This is a genomic window from Hymenobacter ginkgonis (assembly GCF_009755225.1).
GTDB lineage: Bacteria > Bacteroidota > Bacteroidia > Cytophagales > Hymenobacteraceae > Hymenobacter > Hymenobacter ginkgonis.
The window spans coordinates 1355710-1374410 of record NZ_WQKZ01000001.1; the positions used below are offsets into that span (position 1 = coordinate 1355710).

Below are 18701 nucleotides of genomic sequence, written 5' to 3' on the forward strand. Positions count from 1 at the left end.
AAAAAGAGTAGGGAACCTTCGCTAGAAGGCTCCCTACTCTCAGCAGATGGGCTTACTTACGGATGCCCAACTCCTTGATAATGGCGCGGTAGCGGTTGATTTCGCGGTGCTGTAGGAAGTCGAGCATCCGGCGGCGCTTACCAACCAGCTTCAGCAGACCCAAGCGGGTGCTGTGGTCTTTTTTGTTCACCTTCAGGTGCTCCGTCAGGTGCTGGATGCGGTGCGTAAACAGGGCGATTTGCGACTCCGCGGAGCCCGTGTCGGTATTTACTTTTTGAAGGCTGTTCTTTTCGAAGATGGCCTGTTTGGCCTCGGTCGAGAGTTTCATCGGCAGATAGGGAGAACCCGTCTTTGATTAAAAAAATGAGAAAAAGAATACCCCACACCGCGGGGCGGGTGCAAAGGTACGTGATTTTTAGCGGAATTACAAGCTTGCCTCTGGGGTAGGCGCCGCTAGCTGCCTTAAGCGGGGAAAGCGGGGTAGGCGCTGCGCCAGCCGCCGCCAAAAGTCAGTTTCGAGCAGGCCCGAATCATTGTAAGCTTGATAGAGGAAGAATAGGCCCGCTGGCAGTAGAATAAGATTAGACAGCCACATGCCTACCCCCACGGGTAGCACAAACTCGCGGCCGTATTTCGAACCCATCGTATCGAATACGTAGAAAATAATAAAGAACAGGATGGAAATGAGAATAGGGACGCCCAAACCGCCTTTTTTAATAATAGCGCCGAGTGGAGCCCCAATCAAAAACATTAGCAATACGGCTACTGACTGCGTGTACTTGCGGTACACTTCAATGCGGAATTCGGCTGAGTCACGCGCAATCTCGAAAAGCCGCTGCGAGCTAGAAGTGATAAACGTGCTTACGTTGCGGGCTCGGTTGAGGGCTTGCTCGGCGTGCGCCGAGGTTAGGGGGGGTAGGCGCGATGGCGGAATTTGCAGGGCAGCCACCCGGCGGTTGAGCGCCCGGGTCGTGGTATCGAGGCGCATGTAGGTATAGTAGCCACCAAGGCGAACTGGCAATAGGTTGCGCTCGCGGCGTAGTGTTCGCTGAATGGAGTCGGTGCCGTGAAACAGTTGCGGGATATTCAGCATCATGCGGTTCTGCTGAAACAGCTCCCGCTTCGTTTTATTCATGTTAAACGATGATAACGAGAAAGTTATCATATTACGTTTAAAAGCCTGCCGAATAAAGGAAGCAGCTGAACGGTCGCGCGAGTCAGGCTGCTCCACGTAGTTGTGCCCCCGAAACAACTCGAGCCCCAGGTATTGGCCCCCAAAACGCATGAACATCCGGCCAGAATCGGCCAGCATCACGGTGGCGTTACCTGATTTCTGCGTGTGGTCATAAATCATGATACCCATGAGGATATCTTTATTAGGACCTACTTTCTTATCAACCTTAATAGTGTAACCGGGAATACCGTTGTAGAAAACGCCTTCTCGGATGTCCAAAGCCAGTTTTTTCTGACGCACATCCCACAGAAGGCTGTACGCGTTAAGGTTGGCCTTAGGCACGATGTGACCATTAAACCAAAATGCGGCCCCAGCCAGTAACATGCTCACTATCCACACCGGCCGCAAAATCCGCGTCAGCGCTACCCCCGATGCTTTGATGGCCGTTAATTCGTGGTGCTCGCCTAGGTTGCCATATGTCATCAACGAGGACAGCAGCACGGCCAGCGGCAGCGAGATGGGCACAATGAGAATGCTGAAATAAAACAGCAATTGGAGCAGCACAGCCGCCCCCAAGTCTTTGCCCACGATATCATCGAGGTATTTCAGCAGCGTATGCGTAAGCAGAATAAATTCTACTACTGCAAACGTGAGCAAAAATGGTCCCGCAAAGGCCTTGAGAATAAGCTTGTCAAGTTTCTTTATCATACCTAGCCTGCTGTTAAAGCTGAGCTGCTAACGCTAATTAGGGCGCGATAGTGCGCAGGGCCTACCCCCCTACCTGCTCCCGAAGCTTGCTCACTAGCCCTTCCCAAAGTTCCTGCTGCTCCTTTGTGTCGGTATGGTCCGAATAATCTGTTACGCGCAGAAAAACCTCATCCGTAATTCGCGAATACTCCAGTGTGAAATCCAAGTAGTTAGCATCAAGCTGCGGGCGTTTATGCTCGTCCAGGAAAACGTAGCGAATAGAACGACCGGGGCGCTGTATAGCCACCTCAGCGTAGTGGTTCTGCTTGTCCCACACCATATTGAAGCGATGTTCGGGGTCGAGGCGTACATCATCACAGAACCATTGCGACAAGCCGGAAGCTGAAGCGATGTAGGGAAACAGTAACTTGGGAGAAGCGTTTATCGAGTATTCCATCTCGAAGCGCCGCTTGGCGCTGGCAGTGGGCACAGCCATAAGTACATAGGGTGGATGAGCCCGAGCCAACCGCTGGTTAAAAGCGGCTCCGCGGGCAAGAGAACAACATTTTTTTGCAGTGAGATTTGCAAAGAAGCAGTTTTTTGCTACCTTTGCACTCCCAAACCGACTTGGCGGGGTAGCTCAGTTGGTTAGAGCACAGGATTCATAACCCTGAGGTCACGAGTTCAACTCTCGTCCCCGCTACTTGGAAAAACCGTTCTGGCCTTGGCTGGAACGGTTTTTTTGTAGCCTGCCGTCGGAGTAGATTTTTAATCAGATTATTTGTGCCTAAACGACAAAGCGCTTGCCTCCATAATGGGGGCAAGCGCTTTTCAGGTTCAGTCGACTGGTGGAAGCAACTAGTAGCCTCCGCCTACATTACTTCGCTTTCTCAACGATGCCCGCAAAAGCAGCGGGGTGGTTCAAGGCCAAGTCGGCCAAAACTTTGCGGTTGAGGTCGATGCCAGCCCGCTTTAGGCCACCCATCAATTGCGAATACGAAAGACCGTGCTCACGGGCACCAGCGTTAATACGCTGAATCCAGAGGGCGCGGAATTCGCGCTTTTTCACCTTGCGGTCGCGGTAGGCATAGAGCAAGCCCTTTTCTACGGCGTTCTTAGCAACGGTCCAAACATTCTTGCGCCGGCCATAGTAGCCTTTGGCGAGGCGCATTATTTTTTTACGGCGGTGGCGCGAGGCCACGTGGTTTACACTCCTTGGCATAACCTAAGTTGTTTTTGGCAGCCGGCGCTCAATAAAATACTGAAGCTTAAGCCGGAAGCCTGGTGATAATTTAGATATTCAGCATTTGGCTTACCCGGTTCATGTCAGCTGAGCTAACAAGGCCGCTGTGGGTGAGCGCGCGCTTACGCTTGGTGCTCTTCTTGGTCAGAATGTGCGACTTAAAAGCGTGCTTACGCTTCACTTTGCCAGTGCCAGTCAGCTTGAAACGCTTTTTGGCACCCGACTTGGTTTTTACTTTGGGCATGGGTTGTGGTTGATTATTGATTGTTAGGTACTGACGCTGAACGACTGGTTTAGTCGGCAACGGCAGCCATCAACAAACGGGGTTGAGCTATTCAGTAGCGGCCGGAGCCTCTTCTTTTTCTTTGGGAGCCTTATTCTCCTTGGGGGCAGCTGGCTTGTCGCTAGCAGGCTTAGGAGTAGGCTTGGGAGCTACAACAGCAGCTTTAGGTGCTAGGTAGAGGAACATCCGCTTGCCTTCAAGCTTAGGCAACTGCTCTACTTTGGCAATGTCTTCCAAGGCCTGGGCGAACTTGAGTAGCAAGATTTCGCCACGCTCTTTGAAGACGATGCTACGACCTACAAAGTGCACATAGCTTTTAATCTTAGCGCCTTCTTTAAGGAATTCGCGGGCATGCTTCAGCTTGAACTCAAAGTCGTGGTCATCAGTATTGGGGCCGAAACGGATTTCCTTGATGACAACTTTAGTTTGTTTAGCCTTCAGCTCGCGCGTCTTTTTCTTCTGCTCGTACTTGAATTTCGAGTAGTCGATGACGCGGCAGACGGGCGGGGTGGCAGTGGGCGAAATCTCCACCAAGTCCAGGTTTTGGTCCTGGGCCATTTTGCGCGCCTGGTCGGTAGGGTAAATACCCTGCTCGACGTTGTCGCCGACGAGACGAACCTCGCGGGCGGTAATTTTCTGGTTGATTTTGAACGGCTCCTCCACCTGCTGGCGGGGCACGTACCGACGATTCGGGGTAGCTATGGCGAAAGTCCTCCTGCTAAAAGTGGCGGAATATGAGTCTGTTGGGTTGAACACGCAGGTTTTGACCACGCGTTCGGGGGGCAAATATCGGTTATTTTATTGGCAAATCAAAATCATTTGCCAAGTAAGCGATACAGAAAGCTTTAAAGGGCTCTCTCTGAAGCTTACTACCCCTCGCAAATAAGGCGAGCCGGCCCACAACTTTTGTTGACAGCCGGCTCGCTTGTTATGCATGAAGGGGGTAAAGCCGTAGAAACTGGGCCCTCCTACCCCATTGCTTCGGCCACTTGAGTATTGACGCTTTGGATGAAGCTATCAATCGGCATCGAGCCAATGTCTCCTTCGCCGTGACGGCGCACACTGATGAGGCCATCCTGCGCTTCTTTTTCGCCAACTACCAATAAGTAAGGCGTTTTAGCCAATTCGGCATCGCGAATTTTGCGGCCAATGCGCTCGTCGCGGGCATCAACGGTGCCGCGCAGGTCAGCAGCTTCGAGGCGAGCTTTGACTTCGTAGGCGTAGTCGGCAAACTTATCCGAGATGGGCAGCACCGTAAACTGCTCGGGCGAGAGCCACAGCGGGAAGTTACCGGCTGTGTGCTCGATGAGTACGGCCACAAAGCGCTCCAAAGAACCAAAGGGGGCGCGGTGAATCATCACCGGACGTTGTTTGGTGTTGTCGGGCGCTACGTACTCCAGGTCAAAGCGCTCGGGCAGGTTGTAGTCTACTTGGATGGTGCCGAGCTGCCAGCGGCGGCCTAGGGCATCGCGTACCATGAAGTCGAGCTTGGGGCCGTAGAAGGCCGCTTCGCCCAACTCGGTTACCGTGGTGAGGCCTTTTTCGGCGGTAGCTTCTTGGATAGCGCTTTCGGCCAGGGCCCAATTTTCGTCGGTACCGATGTATTTGGCTTTGTTGTCGGGGTCGCGGAGCGAAATCTGCGCTGTGAAATCGACAAAACCTAGTGCCTTAAATACGTAGAGCACCAAGTCGATTACCTTCTGGAATTCCTCCTTCACTTGGTCGGGGCGGCAGAAGATATGGGCATCGTCTTGGGTGAAGCCGCGCACGCGGGTGAGGCCGTGCAGCTCGCCCGATTGCTCGTAGCGGTACACAGTGCCAAACTCGGCTAGACGCACTGGCAAGTCGCGGTAGGAGCGCGGCTTGGTGCGGTAGATTTCGCAGTGGTGCGGGCAGTTCATCGGCTTGAGGAAAAACTCCTCACCGGGGTTCGGCGTCTTGATGGGCTGAAACGAATCAGCGCCGTACTTCTCGTAGTGCCCGCTGGTTACGTACAGCTCTTTAGAACCGATGTGGGGCGTCACAACCGGTTGGTAGCCAGCCTTTACTTGGGCTTTGCGCAGGAATTGCTCTAAGCGCTCGCGCAGGGCCGTGCCCTTAGGTAGCCAGAGTGGTAGGCCCGCGCCTACCCGCTCTGAAAAGGCAAACAGCTCCAACTCCTTACCCAGCTTGCGGTGGTCGCGGCGCTTGGCTTCCTCGAGGCGTTCAAGGTATTCGGTGAGCTCCTTGGCTTTAGGGAAGGTGATGCCGTAGAGGCGCGTCAGTTGCTTATTTTTTTCGTCGCCGCGCCAGTAGGCGCCCGCCACGTTCATGAGTTTGGCGGCCTTGATGGTGCTGGTATCGGGGATGTGCGGCCCGCGGCAGAGGTCGGTAAAATTACCCTGCGTGTAGAACGTGATTTGGCCGTCTTCGAGGCCATCAATCAGCTCCAGCTTGTAGGGGTCTTGCTTTTCGGTGAAGTACGCAATGGCTTCGGCCTTCGGAACTTCGCGACGCTCGTAACGGCTTTTATTTTTGGCCAGCTCGAGCATTTTTTTCTCGATGGCAGGAAAGTCGTCGGAGCTGATGGTACGGCCTTCGCCGAGGTCCACGTCGTAGTAGAAGCCATTTTCGACGGCCGGGCCAATAGCTAGCTTTACGCCGGGATAGAGTGCTTCGAGCGCCTCAGCCATGAGGTGAGCCGAGGAGTGCCAGTAGGTTGACTTGCCGCCCGCGTCATTCCAGGTCAGGATTTCGAGGGCAGCGTCTTCGGTGAGGGGACGGTGCAGGTCGCGAATTTCGCCGTTTACTTTTACGGCCAAGGCATTGCGAGCCAGGCCTTCGCTGATGCTGGCGGCGAGGTCGTAGCCAGTCGTGCCGGGCTCGACCTGGCGGACGGAGCCATCGGGGAGGGTAATGTGGAGCATAACTAGTGCCTGCGATGAGCGCAAAGCAGGTGCAAGTTACGCTTCGGCGCATGAGGAAGAAAGAAGTGGGGCCTGCTCCTACCCCCACTTGGCGTGCTAAGCCTGCGGCTTATTTCGTCCAAGTGCGCTTCATGAGGGCCGATTTAGAGTTGACTTGCAGCTTTTCGTACACGGCGCGGATGTGGGCCCGCACCGTGTTGAGCGACACGCCTAGGTGCTCGGCAATCTGCTTGTAGCTCAGGCCCTGCTCAATACCTTCGACGACCTGCTGCTCGCGGGCAGTGAGCGCAGTTTGAGGCTCGGCTGGCCGGAAGTAGCGCACGACGTGCCGGGCCACGGCCGGCGACATGGGTGCCCCCCCACTTAGTACATCGAGCAACGCCTGCTTGATACCCGGCAACGGGGTAGTTTTGAGCAAGTAACCCACTGCGCCAGCACACAAGGCCTGAAATACCAACTCGGGTTCTTGGTAGATAGTGAGCAGCACTACATCAGCCTGGGGTACTTGCTCGCGAATGAGGGCAATACCCGCAATGCCCGACCGGCCGCCCGGCAGGTTGATGTCAGAAAGCACCAGCCGGGGCGGAGCAGCCCCATTGGCTAAGGCAGCTAATAATTCCTCTACTGAGCTAGTTACCAGCCCACAAATGAATTCGGGTTGTTCGCAAAAGTATGTGCTGAGCACCTTGCGAACGATGGGTTGGTCTTCAATAATAGCAAGCTGAATGGGCACGGGGGCTGGCACTGACAACGAACCTGCAAGCTACCACCCAGGCCAGCTCACGCAAGTAAACTACTGCGTTATTTTTTTGATTAAGAGGGCTATTAGCGCAGTTAGCGAGCACCATAATCAATTAAACACGCCAAGCAAGCAGACTTCATAAGCAATGCACACTCGCGGCTACTGCCCCAGGGGCCGCATGGGAAGCGGGCGCACGGCCTCTACGGGCCGGGTGGCTGGGGCAGGCCGGTGGTAGTAGTAGCGCGGTGAAGTGCGCAGACTGTCGAGCAGCAGGGCTTGTACCTGGCCGCTGGTTTTCCAGGCTTTATAGGTCCAGTGTTGGTTGCCAGGGTTTTCGGCCACGAGCAGGCGATACTGGGCGAGCGCCTCAGGCAGGCGCTGCTGGGCTTCGAGCGCTTCGGCAAGCAGAGCCCGCGCCTGGGGCAGGCGCGGGTTGCGGCGTAAAGCCCGCTGCAAATGCGGAATGAGAACGGCCGGGCGGCGCCCCTGCGTACCGGCTGCTAGGGCCAGGCGGTAGTCGGCCCGATACTGCGTGGTGTCGAGGCGCAGGGCGCGTCGGTAGTAGCGCAAGGCGCTGTCGGGGCGGCCAAGCAGCTCTAGTTGGCGGCCATAATCGTAGGCTAGCGCGCCCGAAGTCGAATCGAGGCGCAGGCCCTGGGTGGCATAAGTGGCCGCTTCAGCCGGCACGCGGTAGGCATTAAGCAGGAAAGCCAACTGGTGCAGGATTTCGGGCTGATGCGGGTCGCGCGCCCGTGCCGCCTGCAAGTAGTCGAGGGCCTGTGCCGTATCGGCGGTGGCGGCGTACGCCAGCCCTTTGTAAAAGAGGGCGGCGGGCTGATTAGGGTCGAGGCGCAGGGTGCGGTCGAGGCTCTCGAGCGCGGCATCGTACTGCCGAGCAGCAAGGTGAGTTTCGCCTTCCAGCAACGGCAGTTCGGGCGAGTTAAAGCCTTTGTCAGCTGCCTGGCGGGCGGCGGCCAGCGCCTGGGGTAGGCGCCCCAGCGCGCGCAGCGCCCGCGCCTGCAAAAAGTACAGCTCGCCCTCTTGGTCATCAATTTCCAGTGCTGCCTCAACATCGCGCAGGGCGGCGGTGGGCTGGCCGGCAGCCAGGCGCAGGGTAGCGCGGCGGGCCAGCAACGCCGTATTCTGCGGCTGCTGGCGAATGGCGCCGTCTAGCTCATCGGCCTGCACGCGGGGGCCGCTTTGCACGGTCGCCAGGTTTACAAAGGTGTCGGGCCGCTCGGGCGGGGTAGCGTGGCAAGCAGCCAGCAGCGGCAAAGAGCCAAGGAGCCAGCGGCGCATGAGCTTGGTAAATACAGACGCAGCCATGGGGAGCAGCTTCAATTTCTTTTAAAAGTAAGCCAAACCAGATTAGTCCGTACCGTTTTCTTTTGCCGATGGCGGCTTACTGCTATCCATTTTCAGCTGGCTATACCAACGGGCGTGCAAGCGGTCGCGCCGGGCGGCGGCCCGCACCAGGGGGGGTAGTAGTTGCTGGCAGAGGCGGTTTACAGTCAAGTCCTCGCTAGTGTAGGTGGGCAGCTTAATGGCTTCTTGCAGCACGGCAATGGCGCGGCGCCGGCGCCCTTGGTACTTGTACATCCGGGCTAAGTCGTAGTAGTACTGAATCCGGGTGGGGTCGAGCTGGCGGGCCTTTTCGAGGGCTTCCATTGCTTTTTTTGAGCTTGCGCCCTGGGGGTAGCCGCCCAGCACAACCCGCGAAAAAGCTTTTTCTAACACGTTGTAGTGTGCCACGCGGTAGTACCAGCGGCCCAGCAATTGCCAAGCTTCGGGCATGTCGGGGCGGCGCTCGGCGGCTAGGTACACGTGCGAACGCAGTTGCTTGAAAATGGCTAAACGGCTGCGGGCGGTCATCAACCCAGCCTCGCTAAATAGAGCCAAGGCCATGGCATAATTGCTTTCACCGCCTTCGGGCTGAATGGCCAGCGCCCGGTCGGCGTACTGGTGGGCGGCGGCAAAGTAGGCGCTCTTACGGGTCTCGTCGGAGTAGCGATTGCCGATGCTCACACTCAGCACGGCGGCGCGCCACAGGCTTTCGTAGTGCTGCGGGTTTAGCTTGAGGGCTACCTGGTACTCGGCCAGCGCCTCCGAGTCTTTGTACTTGCTTTGGAGCGTAGCGGCTTGGCGCAGGTGCACGCGCAGGGCCACCGAGTCAGGCGCAGGCGAAGCCTTAGCTTTTTGTTGGGGGGTAGGCGCGGCGGCATCCGGCGTAGCCGGGGGCGAGGGCTGCGAGGTAGTTGTTTGCTGAGCCCGTGCCATGCCGCAGCCCGCGCCAGCCAGGGCCAGCGTCAGCAGCAATGGCTTAAGCGGGGGGCGCAGCGCGGGCATGGGTGATGAATTAGTAAAACATCGGCAGCTAAAAAAGACCTAGTTGCGCTTTGGGCCGACGCAATAGCGCTTGCGACTGCGCTACTTCCTCGTCCGTCACGTCTACCATCGGGGGCGTTTCCGCCACAACGGCCTCCTCCGGCTGGGCGGGGGTAGCCGCTGCACCGCGCCGCTTGGCTTCGCGGCGCGCGGGCTCAGGGCCTTCATCCGTGAGCAGCGTGAGGGCGTGGATTTTGAAGTAGTTAAGCTTGTTGCCCATTGCCTTCCAGCCTTTTACCTCGATAAACTGGTCGAGGCGGATGGTTTCGGTTTCCTTGTCGGCCTTTTTATCGCGTTGCAGCTTCACTTCCACTTCGGGCTCCGCAAAGGCCGTAGCGGCCAGTAGCTTCGAACCCTTGGTTTCGGCAATAAAGGTAAAAGGCTTGTCGAGCGTGGTGGTTTCGATGTGGAAACGCTTGACGTAGTGCAGCTTGGTTTCGCCATCTACGTACACGGCGCTCACCACGGTGTCGGGTTCCAGCTTACGCAGCAGCACGATGTTGGGCACGTCGAAGTGCAGCGTTGGGCTCGGCGACTTCAGTTCATAAGTGCCGTCTTTGTACACTACCAGCACCAAGTGCTCGGTGTCGAAGGCGCCTAGGTAGCGGCCGTGGCCAGCATGGTTGAGGCGGCCCACTACGTTGTCGAAGAATACCTCCCGGCCGCCCAGTGTACTGTCGCCCACCGACTTCTGGGTGATTTTCTTAATCGGCTGCTTGGTCACGATGTTGCCCATCGAGCCTTTGCCCTTGATGGCTAGCTCGGCAAAGTCAAATTCAAACTGCTTGACCCGGGCCGGCGCCTTGTCGGAGAGTTGAATGGTAACCGTTTCGCTTTCCGAGTTTGGGTTGGCCGTGAGATATAACACTTTCGTGCCCTTGGTGCCCTTGGTGAGGTCGTAGCTTTTGTCGCGGGTAATACCCGTGACCAAGAAGCGCTTGGCGAAGCTGATGCCACTAGCGCCATCCACGTACACCATGTTGTACACCAGCCGGTCGTCGTTCTTGTTGTACACACCCACGTGCAGGATGTCCTTGCCCACGAAGGTCTTCTCGGCGATGCGCCATACCACAAATGTGCCATCACGCCGAATGGCAATCACGTCGTCCAAGTCCGAGCAGTCGGCCACCGCTTTGGCTTGCTCGTCCTTCTTTAAGCCGTAGCCCACGAAGCCGTCCTGGTAGTTCACGTAGAGCTTCTGGTTGGCTACCGCAACTTTTTGAGCCGTAACTACATCGAAGGTGCGTAGCTGCGTTTTGCGCTCGCGCCCTACCCCATACTTTTTCAGCAAGCCTTCAAAGTAATTGATGGCATAGCGCGTGAGGTTAGCCAGGTTGTCGGCTACTTCGGCCAGCTCGGCATCGAGCTTTTGAATGTATTCTTCGGCCTTAAAACCATCGTATTTCGAGATGCGCTTGATGCGAATTTCGGTCAGGCGCGTGAGGTCGTCTTCGTTGATGGGGCGGCGCAGCACTAGGCGCGTGTCATCCTTTTTCAGCTTCTCCCCTTCTACCCGCACAAATTTCTTGAGGCCAGCGTCGATGGTTTCCAGAATCTGCTCCCAGGTTTCACACTCCTCAATTTTGCGGTAAATGCGGTTTTCGATGAAAATCTTTTCCAGAGAAGCCGAATGCCACTTTTCTTGCAGCTCATCCTGCCTGATTTCGAGTTCGCGCTCCAGCAGGCGCACGGTTTTGCCGGTGCTCAGGCGCAGCATTTCTTCTACCCCCACAAAGCGCGGCTTGTCGTCGATGATGACGCAGGTGTTAGGTGAAATCGAAATTTCGCAGTCCGTGAAGGCGTAGAGCGCGTCAATCGTGAGGTCGGGGCTGATACCGGGAGGTAGCTGCACCTGAATCTCGACGTCGGCGGCCGTATTGTCTACTACCTTCTTAATCTTGATTTTATTGGCTTCACTAGCCTTTACGATGCTCTCCATGAGCGCCGTAGTGGTGGTGCCGTACGGAATGTCGCGGATGACGAGCAGCGTCTTATCGACCTTTTCAATCGTGGCCCGCAGCCGGATGCGGCCGCCGCGCTGCCCGTTCTGGTAATTGCTGATGTCGGCCAGGCCACCGGTCGGAAAGTCGGGAAAGAGTTGAAACTCGCGGTTGCGCAGCACGGAGATACTTGCCTGGCACAACTCACGAAAGTTGTGCGGCATAATCTTGGTGCTCAGGCCCACGGCAATGCCCTCTACCCCCTGCGCCAGCAACAAGGGAAACTTGACGGGTAGCGTGGTGGGCTCGCGCTTGCGGCCGTCGTAGCTCATCTGCCACTCCGTGATGTCGGGGTTGAACACGACTTCGAGGGCAAACTTCGAGAGGCGAGCCTCGATGTAGCGCGGCGCGGCGGCCGAGTCGCCGGTGCGCACGTCGCCCCAGTTGCCCTGCGTTTCGATGAGCAGGTCTTTCTGGCCCAGGTTTACCATGGCATCGCCAATGCTGGCATCGCCGTGCGGGTGGTACTGCATGGTTTGGCCGATGACGTTGGCTACTTTGTTGAAGCGGCCATCGTCCATCTCCTTCATGGCGTGCAAGATGCGGCGCTGCACGGGCTTGAGGCCATCCTCCACGGCGGGCACGGCGCGCTCCAAAATCACGTAGCTAGCGTAATCCAGAAACCAGTTCTGGTACATGCCCCGCACGTTATTCACGTCGTGAATAACCTCGCCCGGCGCAAATTTGGCATCATCTTCCTCCACCTCAACGGGCGAGTCGGGCTCTGTTTCTACCGTCTCTTCCGCTAGGTCGGCATCGTCACTGTCTTCGGCTTCAACTCCAAATAGCGTGGCCGTGACCGCTTGCAGGGCCTCGGCATCAACTTCAACGGTTGGCATTTCGGCCGCCGCATCTAGCGTCGAATTGACGCCGCTACCGAGGTCAAAATCCAGCGAATCGCCGGGCTGCAAGTAGTCAGGTTCGGAAGCGTCGGAAGCAGGAGTATCAAAAAGAGCCACGGGAGAAAACGTAATAATCGGCAATCAGCCGTCAAAAGTACCGTAAAAATGGGGCAAAACGCCTTTTTTAAAAAGCTTGGCCTCCCCAGAAAGTTCCCAATAATATTAGCCAGCCCGCAAAACCCCGCCACTAATCTGACTGGCAAATGAATAACACACCCAAACAAAAGCCCCCATCCGGCGGGCGGATGAGGGCAAGGTAGGCAAGGTTTGGATAAGGCTAACCGGCAGCTTCCTCCAACACCGGATTAGCAGTAGTATACTGCACATAATCGAGCAGTTTATCGAGCAGCGGGCTTGGTAAATTGGGCAACACCGGCAGCAAGAATGTAGCATCGGCAGTGCTAAAATGCCCGGTTAGCTCCACCAGCGCTTCGGGGGTAGCGGGGCGGTAGCCCATGCGCCAATCGCCGAAGCGGCGATGGTTGAGGGTACCATCGGCCAGCAGTTGCAAGCGGTGGTGGCGCGGGTCGCGGGCAATGTGCAGGAAGTAGAGGTTGTGGATGGCATCTACTGCGCCTTCCAGCACCTGCACAAAACGGCCGTCCTGCGCATAAAGCAGTAGGCCGGTGAGGCCATTTGCCTCGTTGTGCGCGCGCGCTTGGCGTAGTAAATCCGCTAGCTCGGCTTCCGTAAAAGGATGAGTAGCCCGGCTTTCGTATATGAGGTGATGAAGCTGCATGTTGGGTATTTACGGCAGGCTTGGTTTTGGTGTTTTATTCTGTCGCTACCCTATCTACCCTAGGCTAGCGCGATTTCGGCCACCGGCAGCACGTCGCTCGTGACTAAATCCTTTTCCAGCCGCAGGTTGTCGATGATAAACTCTTGGCGGGCAGGCGTATTCTTACCCATGTAGTAGGCCAGCACTTGTTGAATGCTGCGGTCTGACTGCAAAATGACGGGCTCCAGCTTGATGTTTTCGCCGATAAAGCGGCCAAACTCGTCGGGCGAAATCTCACCTAGGCCTTTGAAGCGCGTCACTTCGGGGTTGCGGCCCAGCTTGCGCATAGCATCCTGCTTTTCCTGCTCGGAGTAGCAATAGATGGTTTCCTTCTTGTTGCGCACCCGAAACAGCGGTGTTTCGAGGATAAACACGTGGCCGTTGCGTACCAAATCGGGGAAAAACTGGAGGAAAAACGTGAGTAACAACAATCGAATGTGCATGCCATCTACGTCGGCATCGGTGGCCACGACTACGCGGTTGTAGCGCAGGCCTTCAAGGCCTTCCTCGATGTTGAGGGCGTGTTGCAACAAGTTAAACTCCTCGTTTTCGTACACAACTTTCTTCTTGAGGCCAAAGCAGTTGAGCGGCTTGCCGCGTAGGCTGAACACGGCTTCCAGTTCCACGTTGCGGCTCTTGGTGATGCTACCGCTCGCCGAGTCGCCCTCCGTAATGAAGAGGGTGGTAAGGGGTTCCTTCTCGGCGCCGTCCTTGGCGTTTTCGCCCAGGTGGAAGCGGCAGTCGCGCAGCTTGCGGTTGTGCAGGTTGGCTTTTTTGGCGCGCTGGTTGGCCAGCTTTTTCACGCCGGCCATGTCCTTGCGCTCGCGCTCGCTTTGCTCAATGCGCTTTTTAAGCGCCTCGGCCACTGCGGGGTTCTTGTGCAAGTAATTATCCAGGTGCTCCTTCACGAAGTCTAGGATGAAGCCGCGCACCGAGGGGCCGTCCTCGCCCATGTTGATGCTACCGAGCTTGGTCTTGGTCTGCGACTCAAATACCGGCTCCTGCACCCGCACCGAAATGGCGCCAATAATGCTGGCCCTGATGTCGGCCGCGTCGTACTCTTTGGTCTTATTCGTCTTAGCGTAAAATTCGCGCACGGTCTTCACCACGGCTTCGCGAAAAGCGGCTAAGTGCGTGCCACCCTGCGTAGTATACTGGCCATTGACGAACGAATAGTACTCCTCGCCGTAGTCGTTGCCGTGGGTGAGGGCCAACTCAATGTCATCCCCTTTGAGGTGAATGATGGGGTAGCGTTGCGTGTCGGGGTCGGTTTTGCGGGCTAGCAAATCGAGCAAGCCGTGCTCCGAAAAAAACTTCTGCCCGTTGAAGTGAATCGTCAGCCCCGCGTTGAGGTAGGCGTAATTCCACATCTGATTTTCGAGGTACTCCGGAATGAAGCGGTAGTTCTTGAAAATTGTGTCGTCGGGCTGAAACGTAATAAGCGTGCCGTTGCGCTGGCTGGTTTTTTGGGGCTTGGGGTCTTGCACCAGTTGGCCCTGCGAAAACTCGGCCGACTTGAGCTGGCCTTCGCGCACGCTCTGCACCACGAAGTAGCTGCTGAGCGCATTCACGGCCTTGGTCCCTACCCCATTCAACCCCACCGACTTCTGGAAAACCTTGCTGTCGTATTTGCCCCCGGTGTTGATTTTGCTTACCACATCCACCACTTTGCCCAGTGGAATGCCGCGGCCGTAATCACGCACCTGCACCTTGCTATCCGAGATTTTGATTTCGATGGTGCGGCCGTAGCCCATTACGTGTTCGTCGATGCAGTTATCAATTACCTCCTTGACCAGCACATAGATACCGTCGTCGTAGCTCGAGCCGTCGCCGAGCTTGCCAATGTACATCCCCGGCCGCAGGCGGATATGCTCGCGCCAGTCGAGCGAGCGAATGCTGTCTTCGGTGTAGCCGTGGGCGGGAGCAAGGGCTTGTAGTTCGTCGTTCATTAGAAAAAATCCGTATGCGGGGCAGTTTGGGAGTAAAATAACGCAGTAAACTGCGTTAAATCAATGGCAGGCGTGCCAGCTTTTTTAGCCGGGTGTGCCAATGCCGTTGGTTTTTTAACCCTAGGCGGCGCGCCAAGGTTCAGTCGCAACCGGCCAGATTTCAGTCCTCAAATCGCAACCTTCAATAACCTATCATTCTGAAAATGCTACCCCCTCCTAACCAGTTCAACCAACCCCGCAACTTGCCGGGCCAGTCGTTCAACCATGCCCCGACCGAGATAAAGCAGTCGCCGGTGGTGCACTACACCTTCCTGCTCGTGGGGCTGTCGCTGCTCGTGTTTGTGCTGCACAAGCTCGACGATTTGCTGCTGCCGCTCGTCTACGCCATCCTGCTGAGTTTGCTGCTAATGCCACTCGTGACGCGGCTCGAAAAATGGCGCTGGCCGCGCATGCTGGCCATTGCAGTCTCTATCCTACTGGTTTTTCTAGCTATTGCGGGGTTGTTTACTTTTTTTGGTTCGCAGATTATCAGCCTGCGCAGTGAGTTACCCCTCATCCAAAGCAAGTTGGTAGTTCTTTTCGACCAACAGCAACAAGCGCTGAGCCAACGGTTTCACTTCCAGCCCATGAGCCACGATGAGGTAATCGACTCGTCGCTCACAGCCATTCAGGCACAATCAAGCAAGTACCTGGGCTCGACCCTCAATACTACGCTAGGCGTGCTGAGCACCGTGACGCTGGTGCCCATCTACATTTTCTGCTTTCTGTATTACCGCGACCACTTGCGGCAGTTCATGTTCCGCTTCGTGGAGCCCGATAAGCGTACGGTAGTGCTGCACACCGTGGATAATATCCAAAATGTGGTGCAGGGTTATATGTCGGGCCTGTTTACGGTTATCGTGGTAGTGTCCATCATGAACGCCATCGGCCTACTGGCGCTTGGCGTGAAATACGCCATTTTCTTCGCCATTTTCGCTTCGGTGTTGGCCGTTATTCCTTATATCGGCATTATTGTGGGCTCTATTATCCCGGCGCTTATCACCTACGTCGAGACTGGCTCACTCACCCACGGGCTGCTGGTAGTGGGGGTGTTTATGTTGGTGCAATTTATTTCGGATAACATTCTGGCACCGCTCATTACGGCTTCCAAGGTCAGCCTCAACCCGCTCACGGCCATCATCGCGCTTATCCTGGGCGCGCAGTTGTGGGGCACACCGGGCATGATTCTGAGTGTACCACTGTCGGCGGTTATCAAGGTAGTGCTCGATGCCAACAAGTCTACCGAGCCGTGGGGCTTTTTGCTCGGCGACGTAAGTGATGGCGAAGCCACCAAAAAAGACCCCAGCGACGACCGCGGCTTTCTGGCCAAGTTCTGGGACCAAATGCGCGGCAAGCGCCCACCACTGGCCCCCGAGCCCAAGCTGCCCTCAATGTCAACGACGCGCCGCGGGTGAGGTAAGCAAGGAACACTAGCAGTTTTTTTGCAACCCTTGCCCTACCCCCCGCCGTACAATGCAGGCAAGCAGCCACCGCATTAGCAACCGGCTGCTCCTCACGCTAACTCACCGCACAAACTTAGAAATCATGGCAAACGAAACCATCGCCCGCGCCCTTACCGATATCCTCAACCTCAACCGCACGTCGGTAAAAGGCTATCAGGAAGCTGCCGAAGAAGTAAAAAGCGTTGACTTGAAATCGAAACTCAGCCAGTTTTCGCAGCAGCGCGCCGGCTTCGTATCGGACCTGGAAGGCTATGCCAAACAATATGGCATTGATGCCAGCGAAACCAACACGGTAGAAAGCCTAGCCACGGACGCGGCCGCAGCAGTACACCGCGGCTGGATTAACATTAAGTCGGCTATCACGGGCCAAGACGATTCGGCCGTGCTCGAAGCGGCCGAAACCGGTGAAGCTACGGCCCTGAAAGCTTACGAAACTGCCCTCTCGGCCCAGGATATTCCGGCCGGTGCCAAGTCGGTATTCCAGCAGCAGCACGACGCTATTTTGCAAGCCAAAAACTGGCTGACGCAAAACAAAAACAAGTAGTAGTTTTTCAGACTAACTGCTAAAAAAGCCCGCCGGAAATATCCGGCGGGCTTTTTTATGCTCGACAGGCAACCAACCGCGGCCCTAACTTTGTTAGCATTCCGCTCCTCGAAACTATGCTGCTTTGTACGCTATAATTGACCTTGAAACTACTGGCGGCCAGCCCGCTAACGACCGCATCACCGAGCTTGCCATTTTTGTGCACGACGGGGAGCGGGTCATCGATTCTTACACTACGCTGGTCAATCCGGGCCGGGCTATCCCGCCTTTTATCACGCAGCTCACTGGTATTACAAACGACATGGTGGCCGGTGCACCGCGCTTCCACGAGGTAGCCCGCAAGGTAGTGGAGATGACGGAAGGCTGCGTGTTTGTAGCTCACAATGTGCGGTTTGACTATTCCTTTCTCAAGAAGGAATTTGCCGACCTGGGTTATAACTACTCGCGCAAAACGCTGTGCACCGTGCGTCTGTCACGCTCCCTTATTCCGGGCCAGCCAAGCTATAGCTTGGGCAAGCTGTGTCAGAATATCGGCATTCCGCTCGAAGGCCGCCACCGCGCTGCCGGCGACGCCGAGGCCACGGCCATCCTATTTGGCCGCCTGCTAAAAATCACGCAGGAAAGTGATGCTCAGGAAGCCACCGCGGCCGACGCCCTGGCTCGTGTAGATGCGCTAGCGCCCGCCGGCCGAACGCCCAGCGGCGAAAAAAAACCCAGTCCGCGCCGCGTAGCCTCGATGGCGCAGGCCATTAAAACGGCCCTCCTACCCCCCCTTATTACGCCGGAGAAAGTTGCCTCGCTACCCCAGGAAACGGGGGTATACTACTTCCACAACGAGGCGGGCGAGGTCATTTACGTGGGGAAGAGCATTAACATTTACAAGCGGATTCAGCAGCACTTCGCAGTGGATGTGAAGTCGCGCAAGAGCCTGGATTTCAAAAATTCCATTGCCGATATTACCTACGAGTTGATGGGCTCGGAGCTGGTGGCGCTGCTGTATGAGTCGCACTTAATCAAGCAGTTGAAACCGGCATATAACCGCGCGCAGCGGCGCTCGGTGTTTCCGGCCGGTATTTACCTCAAAACCGACGAGCAGGGCTACAAACGCCTCTACTACGGCCGCGCCGATGCCCGCAATTCGGAGATTCCGATTATTGCACTCGGCAACCAATACAAGGCGCAAGGCTTTCTGTACCATAAAGTTGCCAAGTACAATCTGTGCCAAAAGCTTTGTGGCTTGTACAAAACAGAGGGCTCGTGCTTTGCCTACCAAGTGCACCAGTGCCAGGGTGCCTGCGTGGGCCAGGAAGCCCCCGAAACCTACAACCAGCGCGTAGACGAGGCCATCGATAGCATCACCTACGAGCATGAATCATTCGTGGTCATCGGCCCCGGCCGCCGCGCCGACGAGAAGTCGCTAGTGGTGGTAGAGAATGGGCGTTACGTAGGCTTTGGCTACGTTGACGAGACATTTACGGCGCGCAAGCTGGCCGATTTTCGGCAGGCAGTTAAGCCCTACGCCGATAACAAGGACGTGCAGCAGATTATCCGCCAGTACGTGCGCACCAAGCGCAAGGGCGAGCAGGTAAAGATATTTGGCTAAGCG

The 18701-nt window shown here is 56.3% G+C and carries 15 protein-coding genes, 1 tRNA gene and 1 pseudogene; 4 read left to right on the forward strand and 13 right to left on the reverse strand.

Translation table 11 applies throughout. The features are described from left to right. Positions 1-52 precede the first annotated feature (52 nt). The 3 genes from rpsO to GO988_RS05420 all read right to left on the reverse strand — a co-directional run bounded on the left by rpsO (position 53) and on the right by GO988_RS05420 (position 2357). Positions 53-328 carry a 30S ribosomal protein S15 gene (rpsO, locus tag GO988_RS05410; RefSeq protein WP_157562478.1) on the reverse strand — a complete coding sequence of 92 codons (276 nt, stop codon included), beginning with the start codon at positions 326-328 and terminating at the stop codon, positions 53-55. A gap of 96 nt (positions 329-424) precedes the next feature. Beyond that, entirely contained in the window at positions 425-1882 is a 1458-nt protein-coding gene (locus GO988_RS05415; protein ID WP_157562480.1) for an LptF/LptG family permease, read from the reverse strand. Positions 1883-1943: 61 nt separating this feature from the next. After that, positions 1944-2357, reverse strand: a complete 414-nt coding sequence (locus GO988_RS05420; RefSeq protein ID WP_232341369.1) for an START-like domain-containing protein — start codon at positions 2355-2357, stop codon at positions 1944-1946. 133 nt (positions 2358-2490) lie between these two features. Between GO988_RS05420 and GO988_RS05425 the strand changes: the two genes are divergently transcribed. Continuing rightward, positions 2491-2564: transfer RNA gene (locus tag GO988_RS05425), tRNA-Met, on the forward strand. Positions 2565-2738: 174 nt separating this feature from the next. On the opposite strand, the gene rplT is transcribed toward GO988_RS05425, so the two are convergent. The 10 genes and pseudogenes from rplT to GO988_RS05475 form a co-directional block, all read right to left on the reverse strand. Next, a complete protein-coding gene (rplT, locus tag GO988_RS05430; RefSeq protein ID WP_157562482.1) occupies positions 2739-3083 on the reverse strand; it encodes a 50S ribosomal protein L20 in 345 nt (114 codons plus the stop codon). 70 nt (positions 3084-3153) lie between these two features. After that, the gene (gene rpmI, locus GO988_RS05435) at positions 3154-3348 is read right to left on the reverse strand and encodes a 50S ribosomal protein L35 (RefSeq protein WP_068333789.1); all 195 of its coding nucleotides are present in this window, start codon (positions 3346-3348) and stop codon (positions 3154-3156) included. A 180-nt stretch (positions 3349-3528) separates the two neighbouring features. Beyond that, positions 3529-4089, reverse strand: a pseudogene (gene infC / locus GO988_RS05440) (translation initiation factor IF-3); the annotation flags it as partial. A gap of 266 nt (positions 4090-4355) precedes the next feature. Then, on the reverse strand, positions 4356-6293 hold the full coding sequence (gene thrS, locus GO988_RS05445) for a threonine--tRNA ligase (protein WP_157562484.1): 1938 nt from the start codon (positions 6291-6293) through the stop codon (positions 4356-4358). 109 nt (positions 6294-6402) lie between these two features. Further along, positions 6403-7026, reverse strand: a complete 624-nt coding sequence (locus GO988_RS05450) for a response regulator (protein ID WP_198172509.1) — start codon at positions 7024-7026, stop codon at positions 6403-6405. Positions 7027-7194: 168 nt separating this feature from the next. Continuing rightward, the gene (locus tag GO988_RS05455) at positions 7195-8361 is read right to left on the reverse strand and encodes a tetratricopeptide repeat protein (protein WP_157562489.1); all 1167 of its coding nucleotides are present in this window, start codon (positions 8359-8361) and stop codon (positions 7195-7197) included. 42 nt (positions 8362-8403) lie between these two features. After that, a complete protein-coding gene (locus GO988_RS05460; RefSeq protein WP_157562491.1) occupies positions 8404-9381 on the reverse strand; it encodes a tetratricopeptide repeat protein in 978 nt (325 codons plus the stop codon). 28 nt (positions 9382-9409) lie between these two features. Further along, the gene (locus GO988_RS05465; protein ID WP_232341423.1) at positions 9410-12259 is read right to left on the reverse strand and encodes a DNA gyrase/topoisomerase IV subunit A; all 2850 of its coding nucleotides are present in this window, start codon (positions 12257-12259) and stop codon (positions 9410-9412) included. Positions 12260-12599: 340 nt separating this feature from the next. Beyond that, entirely contained in the window at positions 12600-13061 is a 462-nt protein-coding gene (locus tag GO988_RS05470) for a BLUF domain-containing protein (RefSeq protein ID WP_157562497.1), read from the reverse strand. Between the two features lie 59 nt (positions 13062-13120). Next, on the reverse strand, positions 13121-15049 hold the full coding sequence (locus GO988_RS05475) for a DNA topoisomerase IV subunit B (protein ID WP_157562500.1): 1929 nt from the start codon (positions 15047-15049) through the stop codon (positions 13121-13123). 203 nt (positions 15050-15252) lie between these two features. Between GO988_RS05475 and GO988_RS05480 the strand changes: the two genes are divergently transcribed. From GO988_RS05480 to GO988_RS05490, 3 genes are all read left to right on the forward strand, one after another. Beyond that, a complete protein-coding gene (locus GO988_RS05480; protein WP_157562502.1) occupies positions 15253-16503 on the forward strand; it encodes an AI-2E family transporter in 1251 nt (416 codons plus the stop codon). A gap of 130 nt (positions 16504-16633) precedes the next feature. Further along, a complete protein-coding gene (locus GO988_RS05485) occupies positions 16634-17095 on the forward strand; it encodes a ferritin-like domain-containing protein (protein WP_198172511.1) in 462 nt (153 codons plus the stop codon). A gap of 124 nt (positions 17096-17219) precedes the next feature. After that, a complete protein-coding gene (locus GO988_RS05490) occupies positions 17220-18698 on the forward strand; it encodes an exonuclease domain-containing protein (protein ID WP_157562508.1) in 1479 nt (492 codons plus the stop codon). Positions 18699-18701 lie beyond the last annotated feature (3 nt).

Bases quoted from the DNA above. Each gene is read 5' to 3' on its own strand.
- rpsO (WP_157562478.1), bottom strand. From the start codon at position 328: ATGAAACTCTCGACCGAGGCCAAACAGGCCATCTTCGAAAAGAACAGC.
- GO988_RS05415 (WP_157562480.1), bottom strand. From the start codon at position 1,882: ATGATAAAGAAACTTGACAAGCTTATTCTCAAGGCCTTTGCGGGACCA.
- GO988_RS05420 (WP_232341369.1), bottom strand. From the start codon at position 2,357: ATGGCTGTGCCCACTGCCAGCGCCAAGCGGCGCTTCGAGATGGAATAC.
- rplT (WP_157562482.1), bottom strand. From the start codon at position 3,083: ATGCCAAGGAGTGTAAACCACGTGGCCTCGCGCCACCGCCGTAAAAAA.
- rpmI (WP_068333789.1), bottom strand. From the start codon at position 3,348: ATGCCCAAAGTAAAAACCAAGTCGGGTGCCAAAAAGCGTTTCAAGCTG.
- thrS (WP_157562484.1), bottom strand. From the start codon at position 6,293: ATGCTCCACATTACCCTCCCCGATGGCTCCGTCCGCCAGGTCGAGCCC.
- GO988_RS05455 (WP_157562489.1), bottom strand. From the start codon at position 8,361: ATGGCTGCGTCTGTATTTACCAAGCTCATGCGCCGCTGGCTCCTTGGC.
- GO988_RS05460 (WP_157562491.1), bottom strand. From the start codon at position 9,381: ATGCCCGCGCTGCGCCCCCCGCTTAAGCCATTGCTGCTGACGCTGGCC.
- GO988_RS05465 (WP_232341423.1), bottom strand. From the start codon at position 12,259: ATGCCAACCGTTGAAGTTGATGCCGAGGCCCTGCAAGCGGTCACGGCC.
- GO988_RS05470 (WP_157562497.1), bottom strand. From the start codon at position 13,061: ATGCAGCTTCATCACCTCATATACGAAAGCCGGGCTACTCATCCTTTT.
- GO988_RS05475 (WP_157562500.1), bottom strand. From the start codon at position 15,049: ATGAACGACGAACTACAAGCCCTTGCTCCCGCCCACGGCTACACCGAA.
- GO988_RS05480 (WP_157562502.1), top strand. From the start codon at position 15,253: ATGCTACCCCCTCCTAACCAGTTCAACCAACCCCGCAACTTGCCGGGC.
- GO988_RS05485 (WP_198172511.1), top strand. From the start codon at position 16,634: ATGGCAAACGAAACCATCGCCCGCGCCCTTACCGATATCCTCAACCTC.